A 13,777-nucleotide genomic window follows, 5' to 3' on the forward strand; every position below is an offset into this window, starting at 1 on the left:
TTATTGCTTGAGGCTGAGTGAACCGTCGGCGACGGAATAGGAGGCGAGCTTCTGCAGGAAGCTCATGCCGACCAGCGTCGTTGTCAGCGCATCGTCCTTGAGGACGAAGGCTTCGACATCCCGCACGCGGATACCGCCGATTTCGATCCGGTCGAGCATCACATGCGCTGCCTTCGTCTGGCCGTTGGCCGTGTTGACGCCGTAGCGGAAATCGAGTTGGTTGGCCGTGTAGCCGAGCCGGCGGGCGAGCGTCTCGTTGAGTGCCACATAAGTCGCACCGGTATCGATCAGGCCCTGCACCGGCTTGCCGTTGATCTTGAAGCTGCCGGTATAATGGCCCTGGGCATCCGCTTGCAGGCGGATTGCATTGCCGGCGGAGACCGGCGCGGGTGCTGCGGGCTTGTCGCCTTCGGTTGAGATGTAATTGGCGGAGAGAGCGTTGGCAGGCTGCTGGCTGGTGCTTCCGAAGAAGGAAGGCGCCTGTGTGGCCAGCACCGCGGCGATGCTGGCGAAAATGACGGTACGCACGAGCATGAAACAGAAATCCTTCCTGTATAAACCCGGCTTCATGCAGGGCCTCATGCTTCAAACTTGCTAAGCCTCAAATCCTGATAAGTTGCTAATATCGACAATGAAAAGGCCCGGAACGAACCGTCCGGGCCTTAAGTCTTTCGATTTGGTAAAGGAAGGCTGAAATTATTTGGTGCCGTACATGCGGTCGCCGGCATCGCCGAGGCCGGGCACGATATAGCCCTTCTCGTTGAGATGACTGTCGATCGAGGCGGTGAAAACAGGAACGTCTGGATGGGCGGCGCGGAAGTTCTGGATGCCTTCCGGGGCGGCGAGCAGGCAGAGGAAGCGGATATTGTGGGCGCCGCGTTCCTTGAGCTTGTCGATTGCGGCGATCGAGGAATTGCCGGTCGCCAGCATCGGATCGACGACGATGATCAGGCGCTCGGCCACATCTTCAGGCGCCTTGAAGTAATATTCGACCGGCTGCAGCGTCTCGTGGTCGCGGTAGACGCCGATATGCGAGACGCGGGCTGAGGGTACGAGATCGAGCATGCCCTCGAGCAGCCCGTTGCCGGCGCGCAGGATCGAGGCGAAGACCAGCTTCTTGCCCTCGAGGATCGGCGATTCCATCGTCTGCAGCGGCGTCTCGATCGTTTCCATCGTCAGTTCGAGATCGCGGGTCACCTCGTAACAGAGCAGTGTGGAGATTTCGCGCAGCAATCGCCGGAAACTTCCCGTCGATGTCTCCTTGCGCCGCATGATGGTGAGCTTGTGCTGCACAAGCGGATGATCGATGACCGTGACGCCGTCCATGGGGAAGCCTTTCATTCTTTCTATCGAATGTTTCTTTCACGGAAATCGGCCCGACCGCAAGAGTGGCGGTAAATTTGCGCCGATCTTCCCCAGCCTCGCTCCACATTTGGCCTCAAAGCCGGGCGAGCAGCGCCTTGCGTGTCTCTTCGTCGACGAAGGCCGCTTCGATCGCCGTTCGCGTCATGGCATCGATCTCGGCGTCGCTGAAGCCGAAAGCCTCGGCGGCAAGTTCGTATTCCCGCGCAAGCGAAGTATGAAAGAAAGGCGGATCGTCCGAGCTGATGGTCACCCGCACGCCGGCTTCCTTCAGCCGGCGCAGCGGATGCGAAGCGAAATCGGGAAAGACCCCGAGCGCGATATTGGAGCCCGGGCAGACCTCGAGCACGGTGCCGAGATCGGCAAGCCGCTTCACCAGATCGACATCCTCGACGGCGCGCACGCCATGGCCGATGCGCGAGGGGTGTACCGCATCGAGCGCGTCGGCGACGCTGAAGGCGCCGCAGACCTCGCCGGCATGGATGGTGAGCCCCAGGCCGGCATCGCGGGCGATATCGAAGGCCCTGGCATAGTCGGCAACGCGCCCCATGCGCTCCTCGCCGGCAAGGTTGAAGCCGGTTATCAAAGGATTGCCGGCCTTTGCCGCGTATTCGGCCGCGCCGATGACGCTCTCCGGACCGAAATGCCGCTCGCCGGTGACGATCAGCCGGGCTTCGATGCCGCTCTTTTCCCTGGCCCGCCGGATGCCTTCGCAGATGCCTGAGATATAGGCGTCGGCGCCGAGGCCGATGCGTTTGCCGTGGTCGGGCGAAACGATGAGTTCGCTGTAGATCGTATTGATGCCGGCGAGTTCGTCGAGATAGGTCTCAGTCAGACGCGCATAGTCCTCCTCGGTCCTGTAGACCTCGGAAACCTTATCGTAACATTCGAGGAAACTTGCGAAGTCATGCCAGACATAGGCTCCGCCGCGAAGCTCGCCGCTGATGTCGACGCCGTATTTGCGCGCCTGCGCCGCGGTCAGTTCAGGAGGAGCTGCACCCTCCAGATGGCAGTGCAATTCGACCTTCTTCAAATGCAACGTCACAGAAAACTCCTTCCATGCGGTCCGGCCGGAATGCCGAGATGGCGCGCAATGCTCTCGCCGATATCGGCATAGCTGCGGCGCACGCCGATTGAACGCGACCGGATGCCGGGGCCATAGGCGATGACAGGCACACGCTCGCGCGTATGGTCCGTGCCGCGCCAGGTCGGGTCGCAGCCGTGGTCGGCGGTGAGCACGACGAGATCGCCCGGCTTCAATTTCTTGTGGACTTCGGCCAGTCGCGCATCGAAGGCTTCGAGTGCGGCGGCATAACCCGGCACATCGCGGCGATGGCCGTAAACCATGTCGAAGTCGACGAAATTGGTGAAGACCAGATCGCCGTCCTCGGCCTCGTCGATGGTCGCGAGCGTCGCATCCATCAGCGCCTCGTTGCCATTTGCCTTGATCAGGCGCGAAATCCCTTGATGCGCGAAGATGTCGCCGATCTTTCCCACAGCGTGCACGTGCCGGCCGTGTTCGATCAGCCGGTCAAGCAGCGTTGGCTCCGGCGGCAGCACCGAGAAGTCGCGCCGGTTTCCGGTGCGCTGGAAGGTGGAACTGGAATGTCCGATGAAAGGTCGGGCGATGACACGGCCGATATTGTAGCGATCGAGCAGTCCCCGGGCGACCTGGCAGAAGGCGAGCAGGCGATCGAGGCCGAAATGCACTTCGTGCGCCGCGACCTGGAAGACCGAATCCGAGGAGGTGTAGCAGATCGGCTTGCCGGTGCGGATATGCTCCTCGCCAAGCCGGGCAATGATTTCCGTTCCCGAAGCATGGCAATTGCCGAGAATGCCGGACACCCCGGCATCCCTGCAAAGCGCCTCGATGAGTTCCTCGGGAAAGGCGTCGCCCTCCGTCGGGAAATAACCCCAATCGAAACTGACGGGTGTTCCTGCGATCTCCCAGTGGCCTGACGGCGTATCCTTGCCGCGGGAGATTTCGGTGGCGGCGCCGTAAATGCCATAGACCTTCTCCGGGATCGGCATGCCGGCCGGGAACCGGCCGGAGGCGGAGCGGGCGATCTGCATCAGCCCGAGTTCCGACAGGTTGGGCAGGGAGAGCGGCCCATCGCGCAATCCGGCGCGGTCTCCGGCACCTGCCGCGCAGAACTCGGCGATATGCCCGAGCGTATCGGCGCCCTCATCGCCATAGGCCGCCGCATCCGGCGCGCCGCCGACGCCGAAGGAATCCAGAACGAAAAGAAAGGCACGCGCCATTTTACACCCGAAGAACCGATCGCCGCCCCGGAAACGTCGGAGGCGGCAGAGCCTCAGCCATATAATGCTGCGACCGGCTTGGCAAATTCGCGAAGGGGCGTCAGCAGTCGCTGCAGGGGATCGAGTCGCCTTGCCGCTGGCGGTAGAAATAGCTGCGGCTGATGGTGATCGTGCGCATGCCGTCCGGCATGAAGTTCGGCGCAAACAGGAACATCGTATAGGGGATGCTGAGCTCGGTGCGAACAAGGAAGCTGTTCGCCGTCTTCATATCGGACGGTACATTGCTGACGGCCGTGTTCTTAGCATAGGGCACCGTCCCATCCTGCGCCCAGGACCAGAGCACCTTCGCATTGGCGCCGGCATCGATGGTGATCCCGGTGATCTTCAGCGTCAGGGACGTCGTATTATAGGGCACGAAGATCGAGTTTGCGACCGACGGCATCTGCGCAAGCGCGCTCTTGGTGACGGATTGCTGCTGGGTGACGACGTCGGCCACCGTGCCTGCGGCGCGTGTCGCCCGCTTGCTGACGCTGAGGCCGATCGTGATCTCGAAAGCGCCGATATAGAGCATGATGAGCACGGGAAAAAGGATCGCGAATTCGATCGCTCCGGCGCCCTTGCGGTCTTGTGCCAGCCGCCGCACCGTCAATACCAGCCTGGTGAACGTGTTGAGACGCGCCATTATGGATACTGCTCGTTCTGGAAGGCCGCGGTGGCGACGATCAGATAATAATTCGGCATCGAACCGTCAGAGGGCCGTATCGTCGTGATATAAGGCCGGACCAGATCCGTGATGATTTCCCAGCGGTAGTAGGCGCGGACCATGTTGATGGTGCCGGCGCCGCCCGGTGTATATTTGAAGGCAGCCGTGTTGATGTCGGCATATTTGGCGGTGGAAAGCTTGGGAATTGTCGTCGGAATGGCTGAGAAGGTGCTGAAGGTCTGCACATCCACGTAGAGCTTGCTCGGCGTCGCCACTTCGGTCGCAGAGCAGCGGATCAGGATCGAGATCTCATTGCAAAAGGCCTGGCGGAACTGCGCCTGGTTCATATCGGTCGTGCGGCCGAGATTGTAGGTGATCTGCCCGGTTCGCATCTTCCGGCTCATCGTATCGACGGCGTTGGAGACGAGCTCCTCGGCAGCAAAGGCGACGAAGGTTTCGAGGATGGCGAAAATCACCAGGAAATAGGGGATGGCGAGCAAGGCGAATTCGATCGCCGCGGCCCCCTCGCGCGAGCGGGCGAGAGCGCGAAACCGCAAGAATCGGAACGGCGCTGGGGAGTGCGCCTTATCCGCCTTCTGATCAATTACCGTCATTGCCTGGACCCGAGCGACATTCTCTGTCCGCCACACTAGGGTCCGTTCGTTGATTTTCCGTTTCAGTCTGACGCGACGATTTTAACGAATGGCTAAAGAAGTGCGGGAGCCGATCAGGGCGAGGTGGTGCCGGTCGCCGCCTGCTGCGCATGCTGCTCGCAGTTCGGCGTGCAGGACAGCACGGAGCGTTCGGTCTGCCGGTAGACGCGCACCGTATTGCCCTCATCGATCGACACTAGAATGCGTTCGTCGAGGATGGCATTGCCGTCGGCATCGAGCAGCACCAGATTGGTGGTGCCGAAGCTGCGTCCTGTGAGGACGATGGTCTTGGCGTCGGCGACGGTCGCATCGGCGACCTTGGCATTGCCGACGATGACCTTGCTGACAGGGCGGTCGAGCTTCAATACGCGCGCGTGATCCATATAGACACGCAGCATGTCATCGTCTGCGGCTGCGGAAACTCCCGAAACACCGAAAACGGCGATCATGCCGGCAAAGAAAATGGTTTTGCCGCTCGATGACATTTGGTCCTCTTTCACGATCACAGCGCAATATCGGCATAGAATGGAAAAAAATGGTGAACGAAGCCTTAAGCCAGTAGCCCTGTTCCGGAATGAGGCGTGATGATCCGATTTGGCACGGCCTCTGCAAGCGCACGCGACGGTTGGAGGTCGTATTATGTGCTATTTCCGGATGAATGCAGCTGGTATAGCGGGAATATTGTTAAATATTGAGGTAAGCCCGTAAGAAAATACTTACTCTACAAAGGCATGTTGTCTCGTTCAAATCTCGTTAACTCTTTTCCTTAAGCCGATGGAAACGCCCATTCGCTAGGTTGCAGTCATCCGATCAACGGCAACAGTTGGCGGACGTGCTGAACATCAACTGGAGTTAGGAGTTACCATGACCAAGCTTTTTAGCCGTTTTCTGAAGGACGAATCCGGCGCGACCGCAATCGAATACGGCCTGATCGCAGCTCTCATTTCCGTAGCGCTCATCACCGGCGCAACGGCTCTCGGCGGCAAGATCGGCAACACGTTTAACGGCTTGAGCACCAAGATGGACGGCGCCACTTCGGCGGCCAACTAAGACAAGCGCTGCCGACGCGGCTTCTGCCTAATATCGGCCGAATTTGCTTCGGCCGAACTATCGAGCGGGCTCACAGGCTGAACGGCCGTGAGCCTTTTCGCATCAAGTCAGGATCGGGTATACGCATGATCGCAGCTGCAGTCTTCATGATACTGCCACTCTGCCTGGCCATGGCGGGCTTCTCGGATCTGTTCACTATGACGATCCCGAACCGCGTTTCCCTGATCCTCATCGTCTCCTTCTTCGTTCTCGCGCCTCTTTCCGGCCTAGGCTTGCAAGCGATCGGCATGCATCTCGCAGCAGCCGCCATCGTCTTTTCCGCGTGTTTCGCTCTTTTTGCCTTCAATGTGATGGGTGGCGGCGACGCCAAGCTGTTGAGCGCCACCGCGCTCTGGTTCGGTCTGAACGAATCCCTTCTTTTCCTGATGAGCGATGTTGCCATCATCGGCGGCTTCATCACCTTGCTGATCCTGATGGTAAGGGCGCAAGCGGATACGATCCTCGCTATCGGCCTGCCGGTGCCGAACTCGATCCTCATCGCCAAGAAAATCCCCTACGGTATTGCGATCGCGATTGGCGGCTTCATGGCCTTCCCGTCCTCGCCGCTCTTCCTCACCACGCTGGAAAGCCTGAAATAACGGCATTTTAAATGCCCGTTAACTTAAAATGTAAGCGTTCCATTAACCATAATTATACCAATTGCTGAGCATTCTGCAGGGCGAACATATCGTGCCCTGAGGAATGATCGATGAAACCGGCCCGCCTTATAATCCTAGCTGTCGCCGTGGTGGCAGCCGGCCTTGCCGGCTTCCTGGCGATGCAAATGGCAGGCAACGGCGGTGTCGTCACCCAGGTTCAGTCGGTCATCGAGAAGGAACCGACCGTCAACATCCTCGTCTCGAGCGCCAATCTGGCGGTCGGTGAAAGGCTTGACGACAAGTCGGTTCATTGGATGCCCTGGCCGCAGGGCGGTGTCGTCCCCGGCCTGATCACCGAAGCCGACAAGCCGGACGCGATCAAGGATCTGCAGGGTGCCGTCGTGCGTCTGCCGATTTTCGAAGGCGAACCGATTCGGCCAGAAAAGGTCGCCGATTCCAACAGCCGCATCCTTTCCTCGCTCTTGCCGGCCGGTAAGCGCGCCGTCGCGACCGAGATCTCGGTGGCGACGGGTGCCGGCGGTTTCATCCTGCCGAACGACCGCGTCGACGTCATCATGGTCCGCAAGGGTACCGAGGCCAATAAGCTCATCACCGAAACCGTGCTGAGCAATGTCCGCGTCCTCGCCATCGACCAGCAGATCCAGGAAAAGGACGACGGCTCGAAGGCCGTGGTCGGCACGACCGCCACACTCGAGCTTACGCCGGATCAGACCAAGGTTCTCGCTGTCGCCCAGCAGATGGCGGACCGGCTGTCGCTGGCGCTGCGCTCGGTCGCCGATGCGCAGGAGCAGGATACCAGCGCTGCCGACTATCTGCTGAGCGGCGACAACGGCAGTGCGATCATCCAGGTCATCAAATCGGGCGCCATCGTCACCGATGCCAGCGCAGCGCCGAAGGCGGAGTAAGAGAACGTGCAAATGGGCAATTCAACGCGGCGCGCCGGGCTTCTCCTCACAGGTTTTTTCTCGCTGGCGGTCGGTATCTCCGGTATTGCGCCGGCCTCTTTCGCGCCGCTTCTGGGCTCCAGCGAGGCGCGTGCCGATTCCGAGAACCTGGTTCGCATCTCGCAGACCGGCCGCGATGCCCATCGTCGGCTGAAGCTCGGGCTGAACAAGGCCGTTGTCGTCGATCTGCCGGAGGATGCGCATGATATTCTCGTCTCCGATCCGACCATGGCCGATGCCGTCACCCGCACCTCGCGGCGCATCTACCTGTTCGGCAAGAAGGTCGGCCAGACGAATATTTTCGTTTTCGGCGCCGGCGGGCAGGAGATCGTCAATCTCGACATCGAGATCGAGCGCGATGTTTCCGGCCTCGAAGTCAATCTCCACCGCTTCATTCCAGACTCCAACATCAATGTCGAAATCGTCTCCGACAACATCGTGCTGACCGGCACCGTGCGCACGCCGCAGGATGCCACGCAGGCGGCCGATCTGGCGCAAGTCTTCCTGAAGGGCGGCGAGGCCACGACCAGAACCGAGACGGCATCGGGTACCGGCGGCGACAGCTCGGTGGCGCTTTTTGCTGAAGGCCGCCAGACCTCGCAGGTCGTCAACCTGCTGCAGATCGAAGGCGAAGACCAGGTCACCCTCAAGGTGACGATCGCCGAGGTTCGTCGCGAGGTGCTGAAGCAGCTCGGCTTCGACAATCTGGTTTCCAATTCCTCCGGCATGACGGTCGCCCAGCTCGGCAGCCCCAGCGCCGACAGCGCCACATCCGTCGTTGGCGGTGGCCTGGCGGCGCTTTTCAAGAGCTCGATCGGGAAATATGACATTTCGACCTACCTCAACGCGCTGGAGCAGGCCAAGGTCGTCAAGACGCTCGCCGAGCCGACGCTGACGGCAATATCGGGCCAGGCCGCGACCTTCAATTCCGGCGGCCAACAGCTCTATTCGACAACCGACAGCAACGGCAACGTCACCGTCGTGCCGTTCAACTACGGTATCAACCTCGCCTTCAAGCCGGTCGTGCTCTCATCGGGACGCATCAGTCTGCAGATCAAGACCAATGTCTCCGAACCGGTCGCCGGCAGCAGCGGCGCGACCTATCAGCGCCGCTCGGCGGAAACCTCGGTGGAACTGCCCTCGGGCGGCTCCATCGCGCTGGCCGGCCTGATTCGCGACAACGTCTCGCAGACGATGGGCGGCACACCTGGCGTATCGAAAATCCCGCTGCTCGGTACCCTCTTCCGCCAGAAGGGTTTCGAGCGTCAGGAAACCGAGCTTGTCATCATCGCGACGCCCTATCTGGTGCGCCCGGTGGCGCGCAATCAACTCAATCGGCCGGACGATAATTTCAGCCCCGAGAACGACGGTGCGACCTTCTTCCTCAACCGTGTCAACAAGGTCTATGGCCGCCGCGAGGCGCCCGTCGCCGATGCGCAGTTCCACGGATCGATCGGGTTCATCTACAAATGAGCGGGGCAGGATCGGCAGCAATGGAAGAGAACAGAGATCAGGCGATGGCCCATATCAATTCGACGACACCCCGCTTCGGAATCGAGAAAGGGCTTTTTGCCGCGGTCGCCATGGCGCTGGCAGTGCTTTCCGGATGCGCCGGCCCGCACGACCAGCTAACGACTGGCGGCATTCCCGACGACTATCGCGCCCGCCACCCGATCATCGTGACCGAAGCGGAACAGACGGTCGATATACCCGTGGCCTCCACCGATCGCCGGCTGACAAACGCCCAGCGCGACCTCATTCGCGGTTTTGCCGCAAACTACATCGCCCGCGCCTCGGGTCCGGTTTACGTGCTGTCGCCGCAAGGCTCGCCGAATTCGGCGGCAGCTTATCAGCTGCGCAATCAGGTCCGTGCCGAGTTGGCCTCAAGGGGGATAGCAAGCTCGAAAATCGTCAATACCTCCTATGCCGCGGTCGGGCCCGGCGATGCGGCGCCGATCCGGCTGAGCTTTACCGGCACCACCGCGATCACCACCCAATGCGGCCAGTGGCCGAAAGACATCTCGAACGATTTCACCAACCAGAATTACTATAATTTCGGCTGTGCTTCGCAGAACAACCTCGCCGCCCAGATCGCCAATCCGGAGGATCTGGTGGCGCCACGCGGCATGACGCCGATCGATGCGCAGCGCCGCAACAATGCTATCCAGGAATACCGGACGACGACGTCGACGATCGAAGAGGTCACCGGCAGCGACAGCAGCTTCTGAGACGGAACGGGATGATGAGCGCGATCGAATACGAAATCAAAAATCCGAGCGAGCTTCGCCACGCCGAGGAGGCCGTGCGCATGGCGGACCTGGAAAACATGCGGCCGCTGCCACGCATTTCCGTGCATGCCTTCTGCGAGAGCGAGGCTCTGCAGCAGGTCATGGAACGTTGCGCCAATGATCGACGTGTGGCCAAGGTCAGCCTGCGCATTACCAGCGGCGGCATCGCCGCTGCCGCCAATATGTTTTCCGGCGCCCCGACGCCGAACCTCATCATCCTCGAGACCAAGGCGAACGCCGGCAGTCTCCTCGCCGAGCTTGCGCCGCTCGCCGCCGTTTGCGATCCCAGCACCAAGGTCGTCATTGTCGGCTATTACAACGATATCGCGCTTTATCGCGAACTCATCCGTAACGGCATCTCCGAATATATGGTCCAGCCCGTCGCCATGCCTGATATTCTGACGGCGATGGCCTCGATCTTCGTCGATCCGGAGGCAGAGCCGCTCGGCCGCAGCATCGCCTTTATCGGCTCGAAGGGCGGCACCGGCGCTTCGACCATCGCGCATAATTGCGCCTTCGGTATTTCCAATCTCTTCTCCACCGAAACGATCCTGGCCGATCTCGACCTGCCCTATGGTACGGCGAACATCGACTTCGATCAGGATCCGGCGCTCGGCATCGCCGAAGCGGTCTTCGCGCCCGATCGTCTCGATGAGGTCTTCCTCGACCGCCTGCTGACGAAATGCTCCGAGCATCTTTCCTTGCTTGCGGCACCCTCGCTGCTGGACCGCGCTTATGATTTCGACGGCCATGCTTTCCAGCCGGTGCTCGATGTCCTGCAGCGCAGCGCGCCCGTCACCGTGCTCGACGTTCCGCATGCATGGTCGGAATGGACACGTTCGGTGCTGTCGAGCGTCGACGAAGTGGTCATCACCGCGGTTCCCGATCTCGCCAACCTGCGCAATGCCAAGAACATGCTCGATGCGCTGCGCAAGATGCGGCCGAACGACAAGCCGCCGCATCTCGTCCTCAATCAGGTCGGCATGCCGAAGCGCCCGGAGATTTCACCGTCGGATTTCTGTCAGCCGCTGGAGATCGATCCGATCGCGATCATCCCCTTCGACATCAATCTTTTCGGCAATGCCGCCAATAGCGGCCGGATGATCTCGGAAGTCGACCCGAAATCGCCGACGGCGGAGACCTTTTCGCAGATCTCGCACATCGTCACCGGCCGTGTCGCCATCAGGAAGGCGAAGAAGGCCGGCCTGCTGGGCCTCCTGAAGCGTAAGTAGACGATGAGCAACTCCAGCAAAAGTGTGCAGCGGTTTTGCGTCAGGAATTGCGTGAAAACAAAAAGATAGAGCATTTCCGTGACTCGGAGAAAAACGGAAATGCTCTAGAACAAGCAGATTGGATTAAGCGGCATGTTTGGAAAACGCGGAAATGAAGGGTCCGGAAAGGTCGGAGGAGCGATTGCTCCCCCGCCGCCGGCTCCGGCTGCCGCCCCCGCGGCCTCTTCCCCCTCCATTCTGGTCGAACCCTCGCGTGAGCCCGCACGCCAGCAGGTGACGCCGCCACCGATGCAGACGCCGCAGCGCAAGCGCCCTGTCCGCACCGATGAGTATTACGACACCAAGGCGCAGGTCTTTTCCGCGCTGATCGATACGATCGATCTCTCGCAGCTTTCCAAGCTCGACGGCGAAAGCGCGCGCGAGGAAATCCGCGACATCGTCAACGACATCATCACCATCAAGAACTTTGCGATGTCGATCTCCGAGCAGGAAGAACTGCTCGAGGATATTTGCAACGACGTCCTCGGCTACGGTCCGCTGGAGCCGTTGCTGGCGCGTGACGACATCGCCGACATCATGGTCAACGGCGCCGGCCAGACCTTCATTGAAGTCGGTGGCAAGACGATCGAATCCGAGATCCGCTTCCGCGACAATGCCCAGCTTCTCTCGATCTGCCAGCGCATCGTCAGCCAGGTCGGCCGCCGCGTCGACGAATCGAGCCCGATCTGCGACGCCCGCCTGCCTGATGGCTCGCGCGTCAACGTTATCGCGCCGCCGTTGTCGATCGACGGGCCGGCGCTCACCATCCGCAAATTCAAGAAGGACAAGCTGACGCTCGATCAGCTCGTCCGTTTCGGTGCGATCACGGCTGAGGGCGCGACCGTGCTGCAGATCATTGGCCGGGTGCGCTGCAACGTCGTCATCTCAGGCGGTACCGGCTCGGGCAAGACGACGCTTTTGAACTGCCTTACCAACTATATCGACAGGGATGAACGCGTCATTACCTGCGAGGATACGGCCGAACTGCAGCTGCAGCAGCCGCATGTCGTGCGTTTGGAAACGCGCCCGCCGAATATCGAAGGCGAGGGCGAGATTACCATGCGCGATCTGGTCAAGAACTGCCTGCGTATGCGTCCCGAGCGCATCATCGTCGGCGAAGTGCGCGGACCTGAAGTTTTCGACCTGCTGCAGGCGATGAACACCGGTCACGACGGCTCGATGGGCACCATCCACGCCAACACGCCGCGCGAATGCCTGAGCCGTATCGAATCGATGATCGCCATGGGTGGCTTCACCCTGCCGGCAAAGACGGTGCGGGAGATCATCTCCAGCTCGGTGGATGTGATCGTCCAGGCGGCGCGCCTTCGCGACGGTTCGCGCCGCATCACTCAGATCACCGAGGTGATCGGCATGGAGGGTGACGTCATCATCACCCAGGACCTGATGCGTTACGAGATCGAAGGCGAGGATGCCGGCGGCCGCCTGATCGGCCGGCACATGTCGACCGGCGTCGGCAAGCCGCATTTCTGGGATCGCGCCCGCTACTTCAACGAGGAAAAGCGTCTTGCCGCCGCCCTCGACGCGATGGAAGCGAAAACGAAGGATTAGGCGAGATGTTCGGGTTCGATCCGATAGTGCTGGCAATTGTCGTCCTCGCCGCCGTCTCCGCGGCGGCGGTCGCCTATGCGCTGATGTATTCCCGGATCGAGGCCGACAAGAAATCGGCAAGCCGCATCGACCGCGTCAAATCGGCCGAAAGCGACCGGGTCAAGGTCAAGGCTGCCCGCGACCGGGTGCAGGAAATGTCGAAGCGCCGGAAATCGGTGCAGGACAATCTCAAGGATCTGGAAAAGCGCCAGCACGAAAAGACCAAGAAGACCCTGACGATGAAATCCCGGCTGGTCCAGGCCGGCCTGACGATCACGGTCGGGAAATTCTATCTCGTCAGCGCCATCTTCGCCTGCGTGCTGCTGCTCATGGCGTTCATCGTCGGTTTATCGTTGATGGTAATGTTCGGGATCGCCGTCGTCGCCGGTCTCGGCCTGCCGCGCTGGATCGTCGGCTTCCTGATCAAGCGCCGCCAGAACAAGTTCCTCAACGAGCTCCCCAATGCGCTTGACGTCATCACCCGCTCGATCAAATCAGGCCTGCCGCTCAACGACGCGATCCGCCTTATCGCCACCGAAGGCACCGAGCCTGTGAAGAGCGAGTTCCGGCGGGTGATCGAGGCGCAGCAGGTGGGCCTCAGCATCCCCGATGCCTGCGCCCGCATGACGACCCATATGCCGCTCCAGGAAGTCAGTTTCTTCGCCATCGTTATCGCCATCCAGTCGCAGGCCGGCGGCAATTTGTCGGAAGCGATCGGCAACCTTTCCAAGGTGATACGCGAGCGCCGGAAAATGAAGGCCAAGGTCTCGGCGCTGTCGATGGAAGCCAAAGCGTCGGCGGTCATCATCGGTGCGCTGCCCTTCATCGTCGCGACCCTCGTCTATCTCACCTCGCCGAGCTACATGATGATCCTTTTCACCGATCCGCGCGGCCACCTCATCATGGGTGTCTCGGCGATCTGGATGTCGATCGGCATCTTCGTCATGCGCAACATGGTCAATTTTGACATTTAGCCG

The 13,777-nt window shown here is 60.7% G+C and carries 15 protein-coding genes; 8 read left to right on the plus strand and 7 right to left on the minus strand.

Annotated elements, in window-relative coordinates:
* From CO657_RS21410 to CO657_RS21440, 7 genes are all read right to left on the minus strand, one after another.
* Complete coding sequence (locus tag CO657_RS21410) at positions 1-570, minus strand: TIGR02281 family clan AA aspartic protease (protein WP_012559568.1); 570 nt, start codon at positions 568-570, stop codon at positions 1-3.
* A 126-nt stretch (positions 571-696) separates the two neighbouring features.
* Positions 697-1,326: a uracil phosphoribosyltransferase gene (gene upp, locus CO657_RS21415; protein WP_012559569.1), complete on the minus strand. Its 630-nt coding sequence runs from the start codon at positions 1,324-1,326 to the stop codon at positions 697-699.
* 112 nt (positions 1,327-1,438) lie between these two features.
* Positions 1,439-2,407: an adenosine deaminase gene (locus tag CO657_RS21420; RefSeq protein ID WP_012559570.1), complete on the minus strand. Its 969-nt coding sequence runs from the start codon at positions 2,405-2,407 to the stop codon at positions 1,439-1,441.
* Positions 2,404-3,624: a phosphopentomutase gene (locus tag CO657_RS21425; RefSeq protein ID WP_012559571.1), complete on the minus strand. Its 1,221-nt coding sequence runs from the start codon at positions 3,622-3,624 to the stop codon at positions 2,404-2,406. The genes CO657_RS21420 and CO657_RS21425 overlap by 4 nt, the downstream gene beginning before the upstream one ends.
* 100 nt (positions 3,625-3,724) lie before the next feature.
* Positions 3,725-4,306: a TadE/TadG family type IV pilus assembly protein gene (locus tag CO657_RS21430; protein ID WP_012559572.1), complete on the minus strand. Its 582-nt coding sequence runs from the start codon at positions 4,304-4,306 to the stop codon at positions 3,725-3,727.
* Complete coding sequence (locus CO657_RS21435) at positions 4,306-4,941, minus strand: TadE/TadG family type IV pilus assembly protein (protein WP_012559573.1); 636 nt, start codon at positions 4,939-4,941, stop codon at positions 4,306-4,308. Before CO657_RS21435 ends, CO657_RS21430 begins: the two co-directional genes overlap by 1 nt.
* Positions 4,942-5,054: 113 nt before the next feature.
* A complete protein-coding gene (locus CO657_RS21440) occupies positions 5,055-5,465 on the minus strand; it encodes a pilus assembly protein N-terminal domain-containing protein (RefSeq protein ID WP_003589225.1) in 411 nt (136 codons plus the stop codon).
* Positions 5,466-5,844: 379 nt separating this feature from the next.
* On the opposite strand from CO657_RS21440, the gene CO657_RS21445 reads away from it, so the two are divergent.
* The 8 genes from CO657_RS21445 (at position 5,845) to CO657_RS21480 (ending at position 13,774) form a co-directional block, all read left to right on the plus strand.
* The gene (locus CO657_RS21445) at positions 5,845-6,030 is read left to right on the plus strand and encodes a Flp family type IVb pilin (RefSeq protein WP_012559574.1); all 186 of its coding nucleotides are present in this window, start codon (positions 5,845-5,847) and stop codon (positions 6,028-6,030) included.
* 125 nt (positions 6,031-6,155) lie between these two features.
* Positions 6,156-6,668, plus strand: coding sequence for an A24 family peptidase (locus tag CO657_RS21450; protein ID WP_012559575.1), 513 nt, complete (start codon positions 6,156-6,158; stop codon positions 6,666-6,668).
* Between the two features lie 110 nt (positions 6,669-6,778).
* Positions 6,779-7,594, plus strand: coding sequence for a Flp pilus assembly protein CpaB (gene cpaB / locus CO657_RS21455; protein WP_012559576.1), 816 nt, complete (start codon positions 6,779-6,781; stop codon positions 7,592-7,594).
* Between the two features lie 12 nt (positions 7,595-7,606).
* Positions 7,607-9,106, plus strand: a complete 1,500-nt coding sequence (locus CO657_RS21460; protein ID WP_012559577.1) for a type II and III secretion system protein family protein — start codon at positions 7,607-7,609, stop codon at positions 9,104-9,106.
* Positions 9,103-9,861 carry a CpaD family pilus assembly protein gene (locus CO657_RS21465; RefSeq protein WP_054182154.1) on the plus strand — a complete coding sequence of 253 codons (759 nt, stop codon included), beginning with the start codon at positions 9,103-9,105 and terminating at the stop codon, positions 9,859-9,861. The genes CO657_RS21460 and CO657_RS21465 overlap by 4 nt, the downstream gene beginning before the upstream one ends.
* Positions 9,862-9,875: 14 nt before the next feature.
* Entirely contained in the window at positions 9,876-11,153 is a 1,278-nt protein-coding gene (locus CO657_RS21470) for a CpaE/TadZ family protein (RefSeq protein ID WP_054182267.1), read from the plus strand.
* A 132-nt stretch (positions 11,154-11,285) separates the two neighbouring features.
* Positions 11,286-12,761, plus strand: a complete 1,476-nt coding sequence (locus CO657_RS21475) for a TadA family conjugal transfer-associated ATPase (protein WP_054182153.1) — start codon at positions 11,286-11,288, stop codon at positions 12,759-12,761.
* 5 nt (positions 12,762-12,766) lie between these two features.
* Positions 12,767-13,774 (plus strand): type II secretion system F family protein, encoded by a 1,008-nt coding sequence (locus CO657_RS21480; RefSeq protein ID WP_054182152.1) that lies wholly within the window; start codon positions 12,767-12,769, stop codon positions 13,772-13,774.
* Positions 13,775-13,777: the final 3 nt, after the last annotated feature.

It is taken from the genome of Rhizobium acidisoli (genome assembly GCF_002531755.2).
Taxonomy (GTDB): Bacteria; Pseudomonadota; Alphaproteobacteria; order Rhizobiales; family Rhizobiaceae; genus Rhizobium; species Rhizobium acidisoli.